17 protein-coding genes are annotated in these 20,917 nt (G+C 60.5%); 8 read left to right on the forward strand and 9 right to left on the reverse strand.

The window, feature by feature from the left end:
- Positions 1–16: 16 nt before the first annotated feature.
- The 3 genes from C0V73_RS03060 to tal all read right to left on the reverse strand — a co-directional run bounded on the left by C0V73_RS03060 (position 17) and on the right by tal (position 5,578).
- Positions 17–3,679, reverse strand: a complete 3,663-nt coding sequence (locus C0V73_RS03060) for an ice nucleation-like protein (RefSeq protein WP_102018495.1) — start codon at positions 3,677–3,679, stop codon at positions 17–19.
- Between the two features lie 452 nt (positions 3,680–4,131).
- Positions 4,132–4,515 (reverse strand): GFA family protein, encoded by a 384-nt coding sequence (locus C0V73_RS03065; RefSeq protein ID WP_102018496.1) that lies wholly within the window; start codon positions 4,513–4,515, stop codon positions 4,132–4,134.
- Between the two features lie 106 nt (positions 4,516–4,621).
- Positions 4,622–5,578, reverse strand: a complete 957-nt coding sequence (gene tal, locus C0V73_RS03070; protein WP_102018497.1) for a transaldolase — start codon at positions 5,576–5,578, stop codon at positions 4,622–4,624.
- 176 nt (positions 5,579–5,754) lie between these two features.
- On the opposite strand from tal, the gene C0V73_RS03075 reads away from it, so the two are divergent.
- Together C0V73_RS03075 and C0V73_RS03080 are read left to right on the forward strand one after the other, a co-directional pair.
- Positions 5,755–6,732, forward strand: a complete 978-nt coding sequence (locus C0V73_RS03075; RefSeq protein WP_102018498.1) for a sugar-binding transcriptional regulator — start codon at positions 5,755–5,757, stop codon at positions 6,730–6,732.
- Positions 6,733–6,798: 66 nt separating this feature from the next.
- Positions 6,799–7,752, forward strand: a complete 954-nt coding sequence (locus C0V73_RS03080) for a class I SAM-dependent methyltransferase (RefSeq protein WP_102018499.1) — start codon at positions 6,799–6,801, stop codon at positions 7,750–7,752.
- Positions 7,753–7,772: 20 nt separating this feature from the next.
- On the opposite strand, the gene C0V73_RS03085 is transcribed toward C0V73_RS03080, so the two are convergent.
- Together C0V73_RS03085 and C0V73_RS03090 are read right to left on the reverse strand one after the other, a co-directional pair.
- Positions 7,773–8,657, reverse strand: coding sequence for a bifunctional helix-turn-helix domain-containing protein/methylated-DNA--[protein]-cysteine S-methyltransferase (locus C0V73_RS03085; protein WP_102018500.1), 885 nt, complete (start codon positions 8,655–8,657; stop codon positions 7,773–7,775).
- Positions 8,658–8,738: 81 nt separating this feature from the next.
- Positions 8,739–9,233 carry a DUF2244 domain-containing protein gene (locus C0V73_RS03090; protein WP_102018501.1) on the reverse strand — a complete coding sequence of 165 codons (495 nt, stop codon included), beginning with the start codon at positions 9,231–9,233 and terminating at the stop codon, positions 8,739–8,741.
- 25 nt (positions 9,234–9,258) lie between these two features.
- On the opposite strand from C0V73_RS03090, the gene nth reads away from it, so the two are divergent.
- Positions 9,259–10,038 carry an endonuclease III gene (gene nth / locus C0V73_RS03095; protein ID WP_102018502.1) on the forward strand — a complete coding sequence of 260 codons (780 nt, stop codon included), beginning with the start codon at positions 9,259–9,261 and terminating at the stop codon, positions 10,036–10,038.
- Between the two features lie 3 nt (positions 10,039–10,041).
- On the opposite strand, the gene C0V73_RS03100 is transcribed toward nth, so the two are convergent.
- Positions 10,042–10,755 (reverse strand): sulfate transporter family protein, encoded by a 714-nt coding sequence (locus C0V73_RS03100; RefSeq protein WP_102018503.1) that lies wholly within the window; start codon positions 10,753–10,755, stop codon positions 10,042–10,044.
- 63 nt (positions 10,756–10,818) lie between these two features.
- Positions 10,819–11,607, reverse strand: coding sequence for a carbon-nitrogen hydrolase family protein (locus tag C0V73_RS03105; RefSeq protein WP_102018504.1), 789 nt, complete (start codon positions 11,605–11,607; stop codon positions 10,819–10,821).
- 157 nt (positions 11,608–11,764) lie between these two features.
- On the opposite strand from C0V73_RS03105, the gene C0V73_RS03110 reads away from it, so the two are divergent.
- Complete coding sequence (locus C0V73_RS03110) at positions 11,765–12,256, forward strand: hypothetical protein (protein WP_102018505.1); 492 nt, start codon at positions 11,765–11,767, stop codon at positions 12,254–12,256.
- 37 nt (positions 12,257–12,293) lie between these two features.
- On the opposite strand, the gene C0V73_RS03115 is transcribed toward C0V73_RS03110, so the two are convergent.
- Both C0V73_RS03115 and C0V73_RS03120 read right to left on the reverse strand, forming a co-directional pair.
- A complete protein-coding gene (locus C0V73_RS03115) occupies positions 12,294–14,129 on the reverse strand; it encodes an ABC transporter ATP-binding protein (protein WP_102018506.1) in 1,836 nt (611 codons plus the stop codon).
- A gap of 45 nt (positions 14,130–14,174) precedes the next feature.
- Positions 14,175–15,338, reverse strand: a complete 1,164-nt coding sequence (locus tag C0V73_RS03120) for a M20 aminoacylase family protein (protein ID WP_102018507.1) — start codon at positions 15,336–15,338, stop codon at positions 14,175–14,177.
- A gap of 322 nt (positions 15,339–15,660) precedes the next feature.
- Between C0V73_RS03120 and C0V73_RS03125 the strand changes: the two genes are divergently transcribed.
- The 4 genes from C0V73_RS03125 to C0V73_RS03140 all read left to right on the forward strand — a co-directional run bounded on the left by C0V73_RS03125 (position 15,661) and on the right by C0V73_RS03140 (position 20,912).
- Positions 15,661–17,367, forward strand: coding sequence for a peptide ABC transporter substrate-binding protein (locus C0V73_RS03125; protein WP_102018508.1), 1,707 nt, complete (start codon positions 15,661–15,663; stop codon positions 17,365–17,367).
- Between the two features lie 74 nt (positions 17,368–17,441).
- Entirely contained in the window at positions 17,442–18,452 is a 1,011-nt protein-coding gene (locus tag C0V73_RS03130; RefSeq protein WP_102018509.1) for an ABC transporter permease, read from the forward strand.
- A gap of 61 nt (positions 18,453–18,513) precedes the next feature.
- The gene (locus C0V73_RS03135) at positions 18,514–19,371 is read left to right on the forward strand and encodes an ABC transporter permease (protein ID WP_245407879.1); all 858 of its coding nucleotides are present in this window, start codon (positions 18,514–18,516) and stop codon (positions 19,369–19,371) included.
- A 113-nt stretch (positions 19,372–19,484) separates the two neighbouring features.
- Positions 19,485–20,912 (forward strand): caspase family protein, encoded by a 1,428-nt coding sequence (locus C0V73_RS03140; RefSeq protein ID WP_102018511.1) that lies wholly within the window; start codon positions 19,485–19,487, stop codon positions 20,910–20,912.
- Positions 20,913–20,917: the final 5 nt, after the last annotated feature.

Below are 20,917 nucleotides of genomic sequence, written 5' to 3' on the forward strand. Positions count from 1 at the left end.
TGCGTGGTCTGGCGGATCAGATTTCCTGATAGGCTGCGATAACCGCCGCGAGCTGGACGTCGTTCATGGCCTGCACCTGCGGGGTCGTCAGGGCGAAGAGTTGCGCAGAGCTCAGATCATCGATGTCCTGGGTCGAAAGACCGGCAATCGCGGACGTGGCAATGGCGGCTATGTCTTCAGTGGCGAAGAGCTGCAGGTCACCATCCTCCAGGGCACGGATCGCGGCCGATCCGAGAGCGGCGACCTGCGCTGCGGTCAAAGCCTCGATCTGCCCCGTGGTCATGGCAACCACTTGCTCAGTCGATAGCGACCCGATGACCCGCGAACTGAGCGCTGCGACCTGAGCGGTGTTGAGAGCGACGATGCTGCTGGTCGACAGGCTGCGGATCTGTGTCGATGTCAGAGCAGAGAACTGACTGCTCGTCAGGCCAGCGACCTGCGCCGACGTCAATGCCCGGATCTGGGACGTCGTCAGCGCACTCATCTGCGATGTCGTCAAGCCGGCGAGCTGAGCGCTGCCGAGGGCGGCGATATTGGCCGTCGACAATCCGACGATCGCCCGCGAACTGATGGCGGCGATATCGCTCGATTCCAGCGCACCCAAGTCTTCGGTCGTGAGACCGGCAACCGCAGCGCTCGAGAGCAAGGCCAAGAGGGCCGTCGTCAGAGAGCCGATCTGCTCGGAAGACAGGGCGGCGATCTGGGCAGAAGCGAGACCGGCAAAAGCACGGGTGTTGATTGCGGTAATCTGGCTGGTGGAGAGCGAGGCAAACGTATCGGACGTCAGAGCCCGCAACTGCGCGCTGGTCAAGGCACCGATCGCGGCCGATGTCAGCCCGTCGAATTGCGTGCTGTTGAGAGCAGCAATCTGCGCCGTGGTCAGCGCGGAGGCCTGCCCGGACGTGAGGCCGGCCAACTGGGTGGTGTCGAGAGTGGCGAAGGCAGATGGGGCGATGGAAGCAATCGTTCGGCTGCTCAATACGGCAAGTTCCGACGAGGTCAGCGTATCGAGCTGGGTAGAGGCGAGCGGCGCACTTCCAAGCGCCGCCAGTTGCGACGTCGAAAGAGCAGCAAATTCCGCGCTTCCGACCGCAGCCCATAGAGTGCTGCCAAGATCAGCAAGCGCACGCGTGCTCAAGGATTGCATCTGTTCGCTCGACAGAGATCCGAACTGCTCTGGCGTCAGCGAGCGAACCTGGGCACTTGTGAGCCCGGCGACCGCGGCTGTGGAGAGTGCATCGATCTGAGTGCTGGTCAGGGCGTCGATTTGCGCTGATGTCAGTGCTGCGACCTGAGAGGCGGTCAGGCTCGAAATCTGGTCGGATGTCAGCGCCGCGATGCCGCTGCTGGAAAGCGCGCCAATGACACGAGACGGCAGAGTGGCGATCTCGGAAGATGTCAGGGTACCGATGGCACCGGTAGTCAATGCGCGAATAGCCGACGAACTCAGCGCACCCAGTTGCGTGCTCGTCAGCGCATCGAAGGTCGCCGTGCTCAGGGCAGAAATCTGTTGGGACGTCAGAGCCGCGATGCCACGCGTGCTGATCGCCCTGATCTGCGCCGTGTCGAGCAATCCAAGTGCGGTGCTGGAAAGCGCCGCGATCTGGCTCGACGACAGTGTCGCGATCTGGCCCGTGGTCAGGGCATTCAGCTGAGTGCTCTGCAGCGAACCAATCACGGCGGTCGAGAGAGCTGTGATCTGAGCAGAGGTAAGAGCGACCAGCTGGCTCGAGGTCAGGCTGGAGAATGCACCGGTCGTCAGGCCGGCCAGCGAACGAGATTGCAGCGCGGCAATGTCGGCGGAATCGAAGGTGGAGAGATCATCGGACCCGAGTGCTGCGACCGAGGTCGACGACAGGGCCGCAATCTGGGCGCTCGACAGACTGGCGATTTGCGCCGACGTCATGGCCGCAACCTGCCCTGAGGCGAGAGCCGCCACGGCCCGCGTGTTCATCGCGGCGATCAGCGTGGTCGACAGGGTGCCGATCACAGAAGTGGAGATGCCACGGATGGCAGCGGAGGTGAGCGCGGCGAACTCGTTCGTGGAGAATGTCTCCAGGTCGCTGGCCAAGAGTGCTGCGACGTCGCTCGACGAGAGCGCGGCGATCTGGGCCGATGTCAGCGCCGCGATCTGGTCGCTGGTCATCGCATCGAGTTGGGCGCTGGTGAGCGCGCCGATGGCACGGCTGTTCAGTGCGGCGATCTGCTCGGTGGAAAGCGTGGTGATGTTGACGTTGCCGAGCGCAACAATCTGGGCAGATCCGAGCGCCGCAATCTGGGCCGTGCTCAAACCGTCGATCTGACTGCTGTTGAGTGCTGCCACCTGGGCTGTCGTCAGGCTCGCAATCTGGCCGCTGGAGAGCGCCGTCAGCTGAGCCGAGAGCAGGCTGGCGATCTGGACTGTCGTCAGCGCCTGCAGTGCACGGGAATTCAGGGCCGCAAGCTCGGTGGACGTGAAGTTCGCAAGATCGTCGGTCCCGAGCCCGGCCACGCCCGACGAGGACAGGGCGGCAAGCTGCGCGGTCGAGAGGGCCGCGACCTGCGCACTATCGAGCGCGGCGATCTTGGCCGACCCGAGCATCGCGATCACGCGGGTGGTGAGACCGCTGATCTGCAGGGTGCTAAGCGAGAGCAGCGTGCCGGAGTTGAGCGCGTTGACTTGAGCGCTCGTCAGACCAGCAAGCTGGGCTGACGCGAGGCCGTCGACCTGATCCGATGTCAGTGAAGCGATCTGCGCCGTGGTCAAGGCGGCGATCTTGGCCGAAGTCAGGCTCGTCAGCTGTGCGGACCCGAGCGAGGCAAAGACGTCGACCGAAATACCGGCCAGGGCGCGCGTCGAAATGGCGGCCACATCCTCTGCGGACAGCACATCGATATCATCGGACCCGAGGCCCTTGATCGCCGCGGAGCTGAGCGCCGCAAGCTGGCCGGTCGTCATCACATCGATCTGCTCGGTCGAGAGTGCCGCCAGCTGTGTCGAAGACAGGGCAGCCACCGTACCGCTCCGCAGGGCTGCGATCTGATCAGTCCCAAAGGAAGCAAATTTATCGGCGTTGAGCACCGTTATCTGGCGCGAGGTCAGGCCTGAGACCTGCAGCGCAGAGAGACCATCGATCTGGCTGCTCGTAAGGCCAGCGATGACAGCGGTGGACAGAGAGGCAATCTGGGCCGTGGTGAGACCAGCAAGCTGACTGCTGGTCAGTGCGGCAAAATTGGTGGCGGACAGACCGGAAAGCGCCCGTGTAGACAGAGCGGAGAGCTCGGCTGCGGTCAGCGTCGCAATATCGTCCGTGCCGAGACCGGCAAGCGCCACACTGGTGAGCGCGCTCAGTTGGGACGTCGTCAGGGCATTGAACTGATCGGCCGACAGCGCTGCGATCTGGATAGAAGAAAGCGCGCCGAGCTGACCGCTCTGCAGCCCAATCATCTTGGCACTGTCGATGACGGCGAGCTGATCCATCGTCAATCCGCGCACCGCAGCAGCCGAAACGGCGCGCAACTGGCTGGATGACAGACTGTCGAAATCATCTGTCTGGAAGGCCGAGATCTGCTTCGACGACATGGCGCCGATCTGAGCGGAGCTCAGCGCATTGACGTCTTCGCTGGAGAAAGCCGCGATCGTCGATGTCGCCAGCGTCCTGATCTGAGTGATGCTCATCGAAGGAATGATCGTAGCCATCAACGCCCGCCCTAAAGAAATGTGGATCAAATATGCATTGCGACCCCACACTAGGCGCGCGTCTCCCCCGGGTTGACGCGCTAGCCCGGCGGCTGCTGCAAGGCGCACGTTGAACAACGGGCGACATCTGGCAGTGCGGCTGCGGACGCAATTTTCAGTGGAAACATGGCTCTTGAGAGCCTGGCGTTGGATCGGGCATCATGCAGCAGAGATGGTCTCTGCTTCCCCCGCCATCACAATGACGCAAGGCGGAAAATCCCGCCGCTCGCCTGCGCGAATCCCATGCGGATTCGAAGGCTCGTCATTTATGCGATATGACGCAGAAATTAACCCTTCGTCAATCTTTAAGGCAGCACTTCCTGCAGCCCTGAGTCGGGTCAGAACGACATTGCCCGCAATTGATGCGATGGCGCCACAGCGGAAAACTGCAGAATCCGGCCGACCCCGCCGCCTCACTCCGCCTCACCCGGTCGATCCCGCTTGTGGCGCTCCCCCACCGGAAACTCCGGCAGCCAGCCCTCCCGCCGGATCGTCCAGAGTTCGTAGCTCGGCTGAAACACATTGATGTCGTCGAGAGAGCCCATATGAAGCTCGACCTCGCCGCCGCTGCGATTGAAGACCCGCGAGCCGCAGGTCAGGCAGAAATAGCGACCCTCGTACATCTGCGCCGCGCCGGTAATGCTCACCTGCGTGTCTGGATAGATGGCTGCGGCGTAGAACAGCGCGCCATGAAATTTGCGGCAATCGAGGCAATGGCAGATGCCGACACGATCCGGCTCCCCCTCCGCCTCGAACCGCACCTTGCCGCAGACGCAACCGCCCGTGATGATGGCCATGTCAACTCTCCCTTCAACAACACCAGCAGCCTGGCACGAATGAAAAATGGCCGCAGCTTTCGCCACGGCCATCCTCGAACTCGATATTGGAGAATTGGTTGCCCGATCAGGCAGCCAGTGCCTTGGCGATCTGGCCGCGCAGCGTATCCATATCCTTGGCAAATCCGCGAATGCCTTCGGCAAGCTTTTCGGTCGCCATGGCATCCTGGTTCATCGCCCAACGGAAGGCCTTTTCGTCGAGCGAGACATGCGGCTCAGCCTTGACCGTGTCCGGCGACAGCGCGCGGGCAAGCGTGCCTTGGTCCGCATTCAGCTCGTCGAGCAGCTGCGGGCTGATCGTCAGGCGGTCGCAGCCGGCCAGCGCTTCGATTTCGCCGGCATTGCGGAACGAGGCGCCCATGACGATCGTGTTGACGCCATTCGCCTTGTAATAGTTGTAGATCGAGCGGACGGAGACCACGCCCGGATCGGTTTCGGACGTGTAATCCTCACCGGTCGACTTCTTGTACCAGTCCAGGATGCGGCCGACGAAGGGCGAGATGAGGAAGACCTTGGCTTCGGCGCAGGCAATCGCCTGGGCCTTGGAGAAGAGCAGCGTCAGATTGCAGTCGATGCCTTCCTTCTGCAGCACTTCGGCAGCGCGGATGCCTTCCCAGGTCGAGGCGAGCTTGATCAGGATGCGATCCTTCTCGATGCCGCGCTCCTTGTAGCCGGCGATGATCTGGTGTGCCTTCTCGATCGACGCCTTAGTGTCGAAGGAGAGGTCGGCATCGACTTCGGTCGACACGCGACCCGGAACGAGTTCAGCCAAGGCAGCACCAACGGAGATCGCCATACGGTCGGCGATCGCACCGATCACGGCATCATCCTGGCCGCCCTTGGCCTTGCCCCAGGTGATCGCTTCCTGGAAGGCATCCTTGAACGCATCGGTGCCGAGTGCCTTCAGAACGATCGACGGATTGGTGGTGCAATCGACAGGCTTCAGGCGGCGTACGGCCTCGATGTCACCGGTATCGGCGACCACGGTCGTCATGGAACGAAGCTGTTCGAGTTTCGAGGTCATCAGATCATCCTTCGGCTGCGCGAAAAGGGTTGGCGACCGGCATTTGCACGCCGGTCTCGTTGCCTGGACTATCACCGTCAGAAGACGGCAAAGTCAAGACATATGTCCTTTGAATTTGACATAAGTACCACAAGAACGGATAGTGCCCGCTGGAAGTTCCCCATTCGAGAGAGATCTTGACCAAGCTCCGACGCGAGACCCACACCACCCTTTCGGACGCAGCCGCGCTGCGCATCCGCGCCGCCTGGCTGTATTATAACGAGGGCCTGACGCAGAAGGACGTGGCGGACCGTCTCGGCATAAGCCGCTCGACCGTCATCCGCATGCTGGAGGAAGCGCGAAAACGGGCTGAAGTGCAGATCTGGATCAGTGACGGCGTCGCCGACTGCGTTGATCTCGCCGTGTGGCTGGAAAAAGCCTATGGCCTTGACGAAGCCGTGGTTGTCCCCTCACCGGACAGCAACGATGCCGCCTCGATCGCCAAGGCCGTCGGTCTGGCACTCGGCCAGTTCCTGACCGAAGTCATCACCAACGACATGACCATCGGTGTCGGCTGGGGCCGCACCATGACGGCGTCGCTTGCCGGTTTCCGGTCACCTGGCCGGGAAAACTGCAAGGTCGTCTCGCTGCTCGGTGGCATCGTCGCCGTGCGCCAGACCAACCCGATCGACTACACCTGGCGGCTGGCAAGCCAGCTCGGCGCCGAATGCTACATGTTTCTGGCACCACTGCTGGTCGATTCCGTCGCCACCAAAAGGGCGCTGATCGAGGAATGCGGGTTGAAGGCGATCTACGACCTCGCCGAAAACCTCGACCTAGCCATCGTCTCCTGCGGCGACATAGGCCCGCATTCCACCTCGCTCTCCGAAGGCTTCATCACCCACCAGACATTGACCGAACTCGTTGACGCCGGCTGCGTCTGCGACACAATGTTCAACTTCCTGGATGCCGACGGAAACACCGTCGCCCACCCGATCAACGAGCGCGTGATGTCGGTCGATTTGGATACGCTGAAGAAGGCCAAGCACATCGTCCTGTCTTCAGGCGGGGCCCATCGTGCCAAGGCGATCCGGGCGACGATCCGGCGGATCGGGTGCAACACGTTGATCACCGATGAGGCGGCGGCGCGGGAGTTGCTGGGGCTGGCGGAGTGAAGAGCGTTTGACGGTGGCAAATCCGCCCACTAGGAGAATACATCTTCACTGCTCGGGATAAGAATCTTGGCTCAGCGTCTTCTTCGCCACTTCCGTTACGGCAAAACCTTCGCCTTCCTGCGGCGCCTGACCAGTAGCCGCTCGAAAAGCATCAACGCCGTGCGCAGCCTCTATCTCGAACAGGGGCTCGACAACCGGCCTTGTGTCCTGTGCGGCGGAAGCGAATTCACGCTGATTTGCGAAGGTGACCGCTACGGCTTCGATCTGGACAAACAGATTTGCGACCGCTGCGGCCTGGTGCAGACGAGCCCCGCGGTGAAGAAGGATTTCCTCAACACCTTTTACCGCGATCACTATCGCCGTCTCTACACGAAACGAATGGAGGTCGACCACGCGCGCCTCGTGGACGAGCAGCACGACAAGGGCAGACGTTTTCTGCAGTTTCTCAAGTCGACAGAAGCCGCGGGCCAACTGGCCGATCTCGCGGTCATCGAAATGGGTTGCTCATCCGGAGGCATTCTCGACACCTTCAAGCCGCATTGCCGCAGCGTCCAAGGTTGTGACCTAGATGTCGAGGCGATCCGCTACGGCAAGGAGACGCTCGGCCTCGACCTTGAGGTCTCGGAATTTCCCACGCATCTGCCGGATGGGCCACGCCTGTTCCTCCTGTCACATGTACTCGAGCACACCCATGATCCGCTGGTATCTCTCAAGCAGATCAAGTCGCTGATGTCGGCGCAGGATTATCTCTTCATCGAAGTGCCGGGCATAAACATGGTGGCGGAAGGCGACTACAAGAACGACCTGAAGTCCTATTTCCACCTCGCCCATGTCTGTGATTTCTCTGAGGGCACCCTGCGTGCACTCGCGGCCCGCGCTGGCTATGAAGTGCTGAGCTGCAACGAGACCGTGACGGCACTTCTTCGCCCTTCAGACGAAGCGGAACTGCCGTGGCGGCGCAGTGAAAAGGACACGCCAGAGAATATCCTGCGCATCGAGGCGACACGACAGGCCCGCTGAGCGGGCTTCCGCACTAGTTCTCACCCCTTCCCCGCCTCCCAGCCGAGCATGGCACGCTTGCGGGTCAACCCCCAGTGATAGCCGGTCAGCGCGCCGCTCTTTCCGAGCGCCCGGTGGCACGGCACGACAAACGAGATCGGATTGCGGCCGACAGCGGCACCCACGGCACGGCTGGCGGTCGGCTGCCCGATCTTCCGAGCAATGTCGGAATAGGTGACTGCCTTCCCGAGAGGGATCTGAAGGAGGCTCTCCCAGACACGGATCTGGAAGTCCGAGCCGATCAAAACGACACGCAAGGGCTCCTCCGCCGACCAGCGCTCCGGGTGGAAGACGCGTGCCGCATAAGGCTCTGTCGCACCAACATCCTCGACGTAATGCGCATTCGGCCATCGCTGCGCCATGTCGTCGAAACAGGCGACCTCGCCGCCCACATCGGCAAAAGCAAGTCCCGCCAGCCCGCGCTCGGTGATCATGACGAGCGCTAGCCCGAACGGCGAAGAGTGGTAGCCATAGCGAATTGTCAGCCCTGCGCCGCGCGCCTTCCACTCTCCGGGGCTCATGGCTTCATGCGTGACGAAGAGGTCATGCAGCCGACCGGGGCCGGAAAGCCCCAGTTCCAGCGACGTCTCGAGCAGCGGCAGTTCCTCGCGTCCCAGCAGCCGCTTGGCATGGTCAAGCGTGACAGCCTGAAGGAAGGCCTTCGGTGAAAGGCCCGCCCAGCACGTGAACGTCTTCTGCAACTGTGTCGGCGACTGGCCCAGCCGCTCGGCGATGACCTCCAGCGACGGCTGGCTCTGATAGTCCAGCGTCAGCATCTCGATCACCTGCCGCACGGTCTCATAGTCGGAGCCATCGGGTGTGATGTCGGTGGTGCGGGAAAGGTCGATCTGTTGCGCAAGCGTCATGGCGAAATCCTCAATCTCAACAGGACTTCACCACGGGCAAGCCCTCGGCGCCACCCGTTTCTTGCGCTGATGTCTGATGACTCAGATCCGCTGCTTCGCCGTAGCGAGTGCACCTGTGAGGGCCTTGGCGAAACTCTCGCGATCATCGGGGTTAAGGAAGGAGCCGACTTCGGTACCGCGGCCCTCGCCGCTAACCATCATCGACGTGATGCCGAACTCCTCGTGCCGCTGGACGAAGAAGCGCGCCCAGAGCGTCTTGAACTGATACTCGGTCATCCGCCCGGCCGGCGTGAACTTGCGGATCGAAAGCTCGGTGCGCGACACCGTCACCTCTTCACGCGCCCGCGCAGAGCGATAGTTCAGCCAGAACGCGCCGTAGAGCAGCAGAAAGTCGAGCCCGAAGAACAGACCGATCGGCCAGGCACCGGTCGCCATGAAGAAGATCGCATGGACGAGACACACGGTCCCGGTGATGGCAAAGAGAATGCGATACCCCTTGCGACCGAGCGACCGGTAGGGTGTCAGTTCCGCTGCGAAAATCGGCTGGTCCGCCGCCTGCTCGAGATTGCCTTCCATCACCGCGCCCGATTATAGGTTTTTCATGACTGTAGCGAAGCCGAAATCCAGCACCCAAACTTTGAAAAAGTCAAATCCTGCGACCCGTCGCAAGCCGGCGACACGCCGTCGCACGGCTTATTCAAAGGCCGAATTGGAAGAAATCTTCCGCCGTTTCTCGATCCAGAGGCCGGAGCCCAAGGGCGAGCTGGAACACGTCAACCCGTTCACGCTTGTCGTGGCCGTGGCGCTCTCCGCCCAGGCAACCGACGCAGGCGTAAATAAAGCGACGCGCGCCCTCTTCAAGGTGGCCGATACGCCGGAAAAGATGCTTGAACTCGGCGAGGAAAAGGTCCGCGACTACATCAAGACGATCGGGCTCTACCGCAACAAGGCGAAGAACGTCATCGCGCTGTCCCAGAAGCTGGTCGACGACTTCGGCAGCGTCGTGCCGCGTACCCGCGAAGAACTGGTGACGCTGCCGGGTGTGGGCCGCAAGACTGCCAATGTCGTGATGTCCATGGCCTTCGGAATTCCGACCATGGCGGTCGACACGCATATCCTCCGGATCGGCAACCGCATCAAGCTCGCGCCCGGCAAGACGCCCGACGAGATCGAGGACATCCTGATGCGGATCATCCCTGAACAGTATCTCTTCCACGCCCATCACTGGCTGATCCTGCATGGGCGCTACTGTTGCAAGGCGCGGCGCCCCGAATGCGAGCGCTGCGTCATCGCCGACATCTGCAAGTCACCGGAAAAGACGGTGGATGTCCCGGCCCCGCTCGTCGAATTGCCGCAGCAAGTGATCGGCGAGGTCGAGTGACGCTTAGCGCGCGAGCGCCACGTCCCGAGCCGTCAGCGCCTTGTGCAGGTGCACCATCAGGCCTGCGGCAAAGAGCGGGGTGAGAAGGTTGACGATCGGCACCGCCAGGAACAGCGCAATCACCAGGCCCGCCATGAAGACGGTGCCGGAATGCCTGGACCTCAGCAGCTTTGCCTCTTCGACACTGCGGAAGCGCATGGCAGCGAACTCGAAGAATTCGCGTCCGAGCAGATAGCCGTTCACCAGGAAGAAGGCGATGATGTTGATGCCCGGGATGAAAAGCAGCATCAGCGCGAAGAGATTGCCGACGATAACCACACCGAAGAACTTGATCGAGGCGATGATTGCCTGACCCATCGGCATCGCCGTGCCGGGCGGATCATTGGGATAGTCCCGCTTCTCGACCACCTCGGCGACGTCGTCGAGGAAGAGACCGGCGATGATTGCAGTAACGGGCGACAACAGCAGTGCCAGCCCAAGCGCCAGCCCGATGCTGGCGAGAATGCCGAAGATGAAGGTCAGCCACCCCGCCCAGTCCGGAAGCTCGGGAATGAAACCCTGCAGCAGCGGCATGATGAAGGCCATGAAGCTCTCGCGCAATCCGAACCACAGGCCGATGAGCACGAGGATCGTCAGACCAAGCGTCTTCCAGAAGACGGTCCGCGTCTCGGGAGCGAACAGGTTGCGCAGCGACAACGCGGCAGCGTCAAAAATCATCGGGGTCTCCTTCATCTGTCGCTGAGATGTAGGAGACCTGGGCGCCCGCTGCAATGCGGAGCGTCAGCCCAGACGATAGAGGCCGGGCCTGCGATCGATCAGATAGGGGTTCTGCGCCTTCGCGTCGTCATAAGCCTTGGGATCAATCTCCGCGACCAGCAAGGTTTCGCGCATGCCAGCCCGCGCCAGTTCGTCACCGTCAGGACCGAGGATCACCGAACGACCGCCGTAGGAGAGGTCGTTCTCCTTGCCGCAGAGATCGGCATATACCAGGAACACCCCGTTTTCGAAGGCGCGTGTCGGCACCACCGTATCGGCGACCCGCCGGCTGATGATGCCTTCGGGCAGCGCTGTCGGCACCAGGATCAGTTCCGCACCGGCAAGCGCAAGCGTGCGGACATTTTCCGGAAACTCCACATCATAGCAGATCAGCATGCCCGTCTTGATGCCGTTGAGATCGAAGATATGCGGCGGCTCGGCGCCCGGCACGAAAGCTGCCCGCTCACCGTCGCCGTAAAGATGGCTCTTGCGATAGAATTCCGTGCTGCCGTCAGGCCGGATGAGCACCGAGGAATTGAACACCTGATTGCCGTCCCGCTCGGGAAAGCCCGCACAGATGGCAAGGCCGCAATCCGCAGCGATCTCCGTCAGCGCTCCGATGATCGACCCGTCACGGCCTTCCGCGACCTCCTTGAACTCGGCACCGAGCGCATAACCGCTCGTGCCAAGCTCCGGCGTTACCAGCAGTTCCGCCCCCATTTCCGCCGCCGCCATCGCCGCTTGCGCGATCTTGCCGATATTGCCCGGGACGTCGCCGGAAAGCGGCTGCATTTGATAGAGCGAAATCAGCATGATGCACCTGTCTGCGTCGGAGGTTGAATTCGGAGGTTAGTGCTGCATGCCTAGCGCAGACAAGCGGCAACTCCAAGGCAGGCATCTGTGGTTGCCTTTCCGGTCGCCGCCCTTATCTTCAAGAGATGGATCATGAAATCGAAGCCAATCTGACGTGATGGCATTTGTCGTCACCGCCGCCGTCGCCCTGATGCTGATCGAGCTTTTCCTCAGGCGTCGTCCCTGGGCGATTGCGCTGACCGCTGCGATCGCCGTCATCGCCACCATCGTCTGGCTCTTCAGCGATGGCCAATCCCGCCAGCAACAAAACGCCGTGTCGGCGGTCACCGTGACGGTGGCGGCCGACGCATCCGTTTGCGTTGACCCGGCCCTTCCGATTTCCGCGACCTTGGCCAACAATTCGGATGCGATGGTGAACCGTCTGTTGTTCGACCTTGTCGGGCGGGAGGAAGGCCGAACGGCGATCGCCTATCGCGGCACCCTGCGCCACGATCGCGCATTGGCTCCCGGCGAAACGCTCACCCGATGCTACGCCCTGCTTTATCACGGCTTTTCACATCCGCGCCCGCAGATCATCGACGCCACGAAGTATCAATGGACGGCGCATGTCTCGCTGGTCGGTTTCGGCAACGCACCCGTCGAGCAATAGGCGAAACCAGCCCCCGTATCGGGACTGGCACCATGCTTCACATCTGCACGAGGTGACCTTCGCTCACTTCCCGGTACTGGCGCACCGGCGGCTGGAAACCAACGGGACGGATCGGGCTTTTGATCTCGTCGGTCGACAGATTGCGCTTCAGCTTGCGACGCGCCGGATCCGGCACCGGCACCGCCGCCATCAGCTTTTTGGTATAAGGATGCTGCGGATTGTCGAAGACCGCCTGGCGCGGACCGATCTCGACGATCTCCCCGAGATACATGACTGCCACCCGGTGGCTCACCCGCTCGACGACCGCCATGTCGTGGCTGATGAAGAGATATGCCAGATTGAAGCTCTGCTGCAGATCGAGCAGAAGATTGCAGACCTGCGCCTTGATCGAGACGTCGAGTGCCGACACCGCCTCGTCGGCCACGATGATCTTCGGATCGAGCATCAGCGAACGGGCAATCGCGATGCGCTGGCGCTGGCCGCCTGAGAACTCGTGCGGATAGCGCGGCATCATTTCGGCTGAGAGACCGACGCGTTCGAGAAGATCGGCGGCCTTGTCACGCGCCTGCGCCTTCGAGCCCAGCTTGTGCTCGACATAGGGCTCCATGACGGCATGCCCGACGCTCATGCGTGGGTCGAGGCTGGCAAAGGGATCCTGGAAAACCATCTGGATGCTGCGACGCATGGTTCTGAGCGCCGCCTGGTCGAGCCGCGCAACATCATACCCGTCTACGGCAATGTGGCCGGAAGTCGGTTCGACAAGCCGTGTGATCGAACGGCCCGTGGTCGACTTGCCGCAACCGGATTCGCCGACCAGCGACAGGGTCTCGCCGGGCCTCAGATCGAAGGAGACGTTCTCCACGGCATGCACGGCCCCACTCTTGCGACCGAAAAGACCGGACCGGATGTCGAAGCGGGTTGTCAGGTTCTTCACCTGCAGAAGCGGGCGGCTCCCGGTTTCCGGGATCCCGGCCTCCGCCTCCGGCACAAGCGTATCGCCGGTCTTGATGTCGATCACCGGGAAGCGCATCGGCCGCTCGCGCCCACCCATCGAGCCGAGCTTCGGCACCGCCGAGAGCAACGCCCGCGTATAAGGATGCTGGCCGCGGTTAAAAATATCATCCGTCGTGCCGGTCTCCACAGCTTCACCGCGGAACATGACGATGGTGCGGTCCGACACCTCCGCGACCACGCCCATGTCATGGGTGATGAAGAGCACCGCCATGCCCTCTTCGTCCTGCAGCGTCTTGATCAGGTCGAGGATCTGGCCCTGGATGGTGACGTCGAGCGCCGTCGTCGGCTCGTCGGCGATCAGCAGCTTAGGCCTGGACGCAAGCGCCATGGCGATCATCACGCGCTGGCGCATGCCGCCGGAAAACTGATGCGGATATTCGTCGAAACGGTTCTTCGCATTCGGGATCCGCACACGATCGAGCAGTCGCAGCACCTCCGTCTTCGCCTCGGCGTTCGAGATATCACGATGGCAGGTGATGGCTTCGGCGATCTGCTTGCCGATCGGAAAGATCGGATTGAGCGAGGTCATCGGCTCCTGAAAGATCATCGAGATCTGGTTGCCGCGCACCTGGCGCATCTGCTCGGCATCGAGCGTCAGAAGCTCGCGCCCCTCCAGCTTGACGCTGCCTTCGATGCGGCTGGTGATCTGCGGCAGAAGCCGCATGATCGAAAGCGAGGTAACGCTTTTGCCCGACCCCGATTCGCCGACGATCGCGACCGTTTCACCGGCCGCGATATCGAGGTTCATGTTGCGCACAACTGAGCGCCACTCGGTGCCGATCCTGAACGAGGTCGTCAGACCTCGCACGGAAAGGACCGGTGCCCCACTCGTCTCTTTTCCCTGTTCCACCGCGGCCATATCCCGTTCCCCTGTTTTTATCTGTGTCGAGATGTGGTCGTTTGATCAGGCGGCGAGCGCCGTCTCGGCGAGCGTCACCCAGTAGCTGATGCCATAGGGAATAACCTCGTCGTTGAAGTCGTAGGCCGAGTTGTGAAGGTTGGCGGTATTGCCATTGCCGATGAAGACGAAGGAGCCCGGCCGCGCCTCGAGCATATAGGAGAAATCCTCCGCCCCCATGGCCGGCGGAAAAGCATCGCTGACGGCGTGATCGCCGGCCACCTTGCGCATGATCTCGAGCGCGAACTCGGTTTCCGACTCATGGTTCATGGTCACGGGGTAACCGCGATGATAGCGCAGCGTCGCCTTGGCACCCATGGCCATGGCAACGCCTGAGGCGATCTCGCCGATCCGGGTTTCCGCCATGTCGCGCATCTCCGGCAGCAGCGTGCGCACGGTGCCCGACAGGGTAACGGCGTCGGGAATGACATTATAGGCATCGCCGCCGTGGATCTTGGTAACGGTGACCACGACGGAGCCCAGCGGATCGGTTTCGCGCGACGCAATCGACTGCAGCGCCACCACCACCTGTGAAGCCGCCAGGACTGGATCGACGCTTTTATGCGGCTGGGCGGCATGGCCGCTGCGGCCTTCGACGACGATGTCGAACTGGTCGGCAGCAGCCATCACCGAACCCTTGCGGGTGGCAAAGGTGCCGACCGCCATGCCGGGATGATTGTGCATGCCGTAGACTTCCTTGATACCGAAGTTCTCCATCAAGCCATCGGCGACCATTTCGCGCGCACCGCCGCCACCCTCTTCGGCCGGCTGGAAGATGACGGCGATCGAGCCGCGGAAATTGCGGGTTTCGGCAAGGTATTTGGCGGCCCCCAGCAGCATGGCGGTATGCCCGTCATGGCCGCAGGCATGCATCTTGCCAGGCGTCTTGGAAGCCCAGGCCTTGCCCGACATCTCGTGAATCGGCAGGGCATCCATGTCGGCACGGAAACCGACGACCGGGCCATCGCCGCGATTGCCCTTGATGATGCCGACCACGCCGGTGCGACCGATCCCCGTCTTCACCACGTCACAGCCAAATTCCTTGAGCTTCTCCGTCACGAAGGCGGCCGTGCCGTGCACATCGAAGAGAAGCTCCGGATTTTGGTGCAGATGGCGGCGCCACTCCGCGACTTCGGGCTGAAGTTCGCTGGCGCGGTTGAGCACTGGCATGAAAGGACCTCTTTTTGTCGTTGTTCCCCGCAGGATTTCGCGCATACTGTGCTGCGATGCGCAGCTTTGGCAAGCCGCAAAATTCCATCTTGCATGGAAAATAGGCTTGTGTTTACATGGCCTAAATTTTAGCCAACCCGACAGTTGCTGAGCTGTCCGGGAACGCCTGTCGCGACTCCGATATTTGCCGGATGCGCCCAAATTTTCCTGAAATACCAAAAAGATAGGTGGTTGACATTTCTTGAATGCGCTGGCCACATCCCGGGTCGGCAGATCGGGTTACCATCATGCCTGCTAACAAAAAATAATGGGGAATGAGCACATGAACACTCGCAAACTGATGCTGGCAGCGTCTGCTGCCGCTTTTGCGCTGACGGCAGCGCCGGCAATGGCCGAACGCGGCACCGACGGCGACCTGAAGATCATCTTCTGGCAGGCCGTTTCGACGATGAACCCGTATCTGTCGGGCGGCACCAAGGAAGTCTACGCAGCCTCGATGGTCATCGAGCCACTGGCCCGTTACGACGAGACCGGCGCGCTGGTGCCGATGCTCGCCACGGAAATCCCAACGGTAGAAAACGGCGGCGTCGCGGCCGATTTCAAGAGCATCACCTGGAAGCTGAAGCCTGACCTGAAGTGGTCGGACGGCACGGCTGTGACGGCCGAAGACGCCATCTTCACCTGGAAATACTGCACGGCACCGGACGGCGGCTGCGCCCAGGGCGCCTATTTCGAAGGCGTGACCAATGTCGAGGCGATCGACGCCTCCACCATCAAGGTCTCCTTCGCGGATGCCAAGCCTTACCCCTACAGCGCCTTCGTCGGCGCGCAGGCCCCGATCATCCAGGCTGCCCAGTTCAAGGATTGCCTCGGCGCCAAGGCACCGGAATGCACCTCGGCCAACTTTGGCCCGATCGGCACCGGCCCCTTCGTCGTCAAGGAGTTCAAGCCGAACGACGTGGTGACCTTCGAAGCCAACAGCAATTACCGCGATGCCGCCAAGCCGGCCTTCGCCTCGGTCACCCTGAAGGGTGGCGGTGACGCCGCTTCCGCAGCCCGCTCTGTTCTCGAAACAGGCGAATTCGACTACGCTTGGAACATGCAGGTCGAGCCTGAAATCCTCGAGCAGATGATGGCTGCCGGCAAGGGCAAGATCGAAGTTGCCTTCGGCACCCAGGTCGAACGTATCGACATCAACCCCTATGGCGTGGACGCCTCGCTCGGCGACAAGCGCTCGACCAAGGAAGCCGGCCCGCATCCGGCACTGTCCGACCCGGCCGTCCGTCGCGCGCTCTCGATCGCCATCGACCGCGAGATCATCGACGAAGCCGGCTACGGCCCGAACGGTCAGCCAACCTGCAACATCCTGCCCGCTCCGGACATCTATGTCTCGACCGCCGTCGACTGGTGCCTGAAGCAGGACGTAGAAGGCGCCAACAAGCTGCTGGAAGATGCCGGCTGGAAGATGGGCTCGGATGGCATCCGCGAAAAGGACGGCGTCAAGCTCTCCTTCCTCTACCAGACCTCGACCAACTCCGTCCGCCAGGGCACCCAGGCGCTGGTCAAGGACATGTGGAGCCAGATCGGCGTTTCCGTCGAACTGCGCAACATCTCGGCTTCCGTCTTCTTCGGCGGTGACCCGGCCTCTCCGGACACCTTCCAGAAGTTCATGGCCGACATCCAGATGTACACCAACAACTTCGACGGCACCGACCCCGAGAAGTACATGGCCGGCTGGATGTGCGACAAGATCCCGAGCCCGGCCACCGGCTGGCAGGGTGAGAACATCGTCCGCTATTGCAACCCGGAATACGATGCACTCGTGAAGGAACTCGGCAAAACCGGCGAACTCGAAAAGCGCGCCGAAATTGCCAAGAAGCTGAACGACATGCTCTCCAACGATGTCGCCCAGATCCCGCTCATCCATCGTGGCCAGCCTTCGGCTGTCAACAACACGCTGCTGGGCGTCAAGATGAACGCCTGGGACTCGGAACTCTGGAACGTCGCCGACTGGTCGCGCGCTAAGTAATGCCATAGGTGCCGGGCCTGCCCTGTCGGCAGGCCCGGCACCAGCATTTTCTGTGACAGTCTGGAGACCAGCCGATGTTTACCTTCACCGTCCGGCGGCTGCTGTTCGCAGTCCCGACGCTACTGGCCATCAGTTTCATTATCTTTGCCCTGCTCGACCTCTCCCCAGGAGATCCCTTAAGCGACCTGCCGCTGACCATTCCGCCTGATGTGCGTGAGCAGATCCGCGCCGCCATGGGTCTCGATCAGCCCTTCCTCATCCGCTATTTCAAATGGCTCCAGCAGTTCTTCATCAATGAACCGCTGAATATCTTCGAACAGATTACCGGCATTACCGTCGGTTCCGGCGAGCGCATGCGCGTGCTCTCCTGGGCGACACGCAGCCCCGTGGTCGACCTGATCGTCCAGCGCCTGCCGCAGACGCTCTGGGTCGTTGGCCTGTCCTACCTCTTCGGCGTCTTGATCGCGATCCCGATCGGCGTCATCTCGGCCTATCGCCAGTATTCCTGGTTCGACCAGATCGGCACCTTCATCTCGATGGTCGGCTATTCCGTGCCGACCTTCTTTACCGGCGTTCTACTGATCGTCGTCTTCTCGTCCTATCTGCAGTGGTTCCCGTCGATCTACGACACCACGCTGGTGGTCAACAGCTGGGACAGCTTCGTGCTCCAGGTGAAGCAGATGTTCCTGCCCGTGCTGGTGCTGACGCTCTTCAACGTTTCGCAGATCAGCCGCTTCGTTCGCGCCTCCATGCTCGACAACCTGAACATGGATTATGTTCGCACGGCGCGCGCCAAGGGCGTCAAGGAAAAGGTCGTGCTGCTCGTGCATGTCCTGCGCAACAGCCTGATCCCGGTCGTCACCGTCATTGCGCTTGGCGTGCCGACGATCTTCTCCGGCGCCATCATCACCGAACAGGTCTTCCGCGTGAATGGCCTCGGCCAGCTGCTGATCACCGCGATCCAGGGCGCAGACATCCCGCTCGTGCAGACGCTGACCTTCATCTTCGCGATCCTGATCGTGCTCTTCAACCTGATTGCCGACGTTCTCTACGGCATACTCGATCCGAGGATCCGCTATGAGTGACGCCGCCATTGTGACCGCAACAGCACCGCAGACAAGGCCCCAGAGCGGCGGCTTCTGGCCCATGCTTTGGCGCCAGTTCCGCGCCCACAAGGGCGGCGTCGCCGGCCTGATTGTCTTCACCTTCATCGTGCTGGCCGTGTTCATCGGCCCCTATATCCACACGATAGACCCGAACAAGATCGACATCCGCGCCAAGAACCAGGGCCCCTCCTGGGAACATCCCTTTGGCACGGACAATCTCGGCAAGGACATGCTGGCCCAGGTGCTGGCCGGCGGGCAGATCTCGCTTGCCGTCGGCATGACCGCGATGTTGCTGGCGCTGGTCGTCGGCACGCTGATCGGCGTGCTTTCGGGCTATTCCCGCAAGCTCGACGGTCCGCTGATGCGCATGACCGACCTCTTCCTCGCGCTGCCGCTTTTGCCGCTGCTCCTGGTCATCATCATGCTCTTCCGCGACACGCTGCGGGCAGCCTTCGGGCCGGAAACCGGCATCTTCATCCTGATCGTTTTCATCATCGGCATCACCAGCTGGATGCACACGGCCCGCATCGTTCGCGGCGACGTGCTTGCGATCAAGAGCCAGGAATTCATCCTGGCGGCCAAGTCGAGCGGCATGCGCGAATACCGCATCATCATCAAGCACATCCTGCCGAACGTCATGTCCTCGATCATGGTCTCGGCGACGCTCGGCATCGCCACCGCCATCATCACCGAATCCGCGCTCTCATTCCTCGGCCTCGGCTTCCCGCCCGACTTCCCCACCTGGGGCCGCCTGCTTTTCGACGGCGCCAACTTCCTGCAGATCAACCCGTCCCGCGTTCTCTGGCCGGGTCTGGCGATCTCGCTGACAGTGTTGAGCGTCAACTATATCGGCGACGCCATCCGCGATGCGCTCGATCCGAAGGCATTGAAGCATTGAGGGGTGCTTTAAGATCCCTCATTGAATTTTCGCTGTCGCTGACTGATCATGATTATAGTTGCTCAAGGTGGCAAACAACCTAGAATGGCACTCCTTTCGAATGGGAGGGTGACTTGACATCAACAGCGATCTTAATCGGCAATGCCGTCTATGAACGTGAGAACGATTTACCGTTTTGCGAGAACGACCTACAAGTCTTTACAAGCCTAATCGAAGCGACCGGTAACTTCGACAGAATCATCAGCAAGAAAAATGCAAATGCAGACGAAATTAGAGAATTGATCCGAGAGAACGCGCCGACAGACGGAGTAAACAGCAATATATTCTTCTACTTTTCGGGCCATGGATACAATTTTGGATCAGAATTATTTCTGTGTGGATCCAATTTCGACAGCAGCAGGCCACATGAGACAGGAATATCTCACGAGGAGATAACCGATCTATTCAGGGCAGTTAGGCCAAATTTATTGGTCCTTGTGCTCGACGCCTGCTTTGCTGGCGCTTCTCTTATAAAAAGCGCCTCGCCAATTCCAGTTATACAAAAAGAAGGGCTAAGAAGCGTAATTCAGTTTTCTTCGTCCCTCGACAACCAGACATCGTTAGGCGGAGAGAAGCTAAGCGAATTCACAAAGGCGTTCGTTGACGCAAGCATGCGCAAGACCGAAGGCCCCATCTACTACAGCGATATTCGCAACACAATCCGAGATAACTTCATTGGCAACGAAAGCCAAACGCCGTTCTTTGTAGACCAAGGCACCGGGCGAGATCTTTTTGTCGACGATGCCTCAAAACTCGAAAAATTTAGGGAACACTATAGAAAGGATTGGATGCCAACGGACGGAAACGTTCTAGAAGATGGAGACGAAATTTCTGCCGAAGGCGTTTCTGGGGTCGGCAGAATAAGATTAATTCTTGAAAAACTTGAAAACAAAGCAGCGGAGCCAGATAAGGCAGAAACCTTAATAGGAAGCATATTTGATGGGGTTGAGAAAGAAGTAGAAAATCACGGCTTCTCTGAATTTTTCAAATTGGAGAAACGTAGCTATAATTCCTTCGCAGAGGAAGGCCCCAAAGAATTGATGATCAGAGTACTCTCTAAGGAGGAGAGGCCAGATCGACTTGTCACTGCAGAACTAAAGAAATCGAAGAAAAATCCATTGCCTTTTGATAGAATGGCTGGACTTATTGCTTCCTTATATGACGAATGGGAAGAGCACTACGATCTGGAGTTAAACTGCACACTGCCACGTGTGCAGCTAAAGATCGAATTGACCCCAACTTACAGTTCGCTACAAAAAATCAATTTGATTCTAACCTGCGCACCCAGCCTGCATCATTGCTATGTTTTTGAGTTAACAACAGTACACCCCAGAACGGATTGGGATCATTTTTCAAAACAAGGACGTGAAATAGTAAGGCGCTGGTACAAACTTGGGTGGGACGATCAGACAAATAGCTTGATACAGAAAATCGTGAAAGGCCTTGATGATGCCGTTACCGAGCACCTTTCTGAGACGACCAAGCAATTAGACGGTGGCTAATGGTA

Origin of the sequence: Rhizobium sp. TH135 (assembly GCF_002855515.1) — a bacterium.
In the GTDB taxonomy this organism is placed as follows: Bacteria; Pseudomonadota; Alphaproteobacteria; order Rhizobiales; family Rhizobiaceae; genus Allorhizobium.

Excerpts from the sequence above, each read along its gene's own strand:
- C0V73_RS03060 (WP_102018495.1), bottom strand. The coding sequence starts at position 3,679 with ATGGCTACGATCATTCCTTCGATGAGCATCACTCAGATCAGGACGCTG.
- C0V73_RS03065 (WP_102018496.1), bottom strand. The coding sequence starts at position 4,515 with ATGGCCATCATCACGGGCGGTTGCGTCTGCGGCAAGGTGCGGTTCGAG.
- tal (WP_102018497.1), bottom strand. The coding sequence starts at position 5,578 with ATGACCTCGAAACTCGAACAGCTTCGTTCCATGACGACCGTGGTCGCC.
- C0V73_RS03085 (WP_102018500.1), bottom strand. The coding sequence starts at position 8,657 with ATGACGCTTGCGCAACAGATCGACCTTTCCCGCACCACCGACATCACA.
- C0V73_RS03090 (WP_102018501.1), bottom strand. The coding sequence starts at position 9,233 with ATGGAAGGCAATCTCGAGCAGGCGGCGGACCAGCCGATTTTCGCAGCG.
- nth (WP_102018502.1), top strand. The coding sequence starts at position 9,259 with ATGACTGTAGCGAAGCCGAAATCCAGCACCCAAACTTTGAAAAAGTCA.
- C0V73_RS03100 (WP_102018503.1), bottom strand. The coding sequence starts at position 10,755 with ATGATTTTTGACGCTGCCGCGTTGTCGCTGCGCAACCTGTTCGCTCCC.
- C0V73_RS03105 (WP_102018504.1), bottom strand. The coding sequence starts at position 11,607 with ATGCTGATTTCGCTCTATCAAATGCAGCCGCTTTCCGGCGACGTCCCG.
- C0V73_RS03110 (WP_102018505.1), top strand. The coding sequence starts at position 11,765 with ATGGCATTTGTCGTCACCGCCGCCGTCGCCCTGATGCTGATCGAGCTT.
- C0V73_RS03115 (WP_102018506.1), bottom strand. The coding sequence starts at position 14,129 with ATGGCCGCGGTGGAACAGGGAAAAGAGACGAGTGGGGCACCGGTCCTT.
- C0V73_RS03120 (WP_102018507.1), bottom strand. The coding sequence starts at position 15,338 with ATGCCAGTGCTCAACCGCGCCAGCGAACTTCAGCCCGAAGTCGCGGAG.
- C0V73_RS03125 (WP_102018508.1), top strand. The coding sequence starts at position 15,661 with ATGAACACTCGCAAACTGATGCTGGCAGCGTCTGCTGCCGCTTTTGCG.
- C0V73_RS03130 (WP_102018509.1), top strand. The coding sequence starts at position 17,442 with ATGTTTACCTTCACCGTCCGGCGGCTGCTGTTCGCAGTCCCGACGCTA.
- C0V73_RS03135 (WP_245407879.1), top strand. The coding sequence starts at position 18,514 with ATGCTTTGGCGCCAGTTCCGCGCCCACAAGGGCGGCGTCGCCGGCCTG.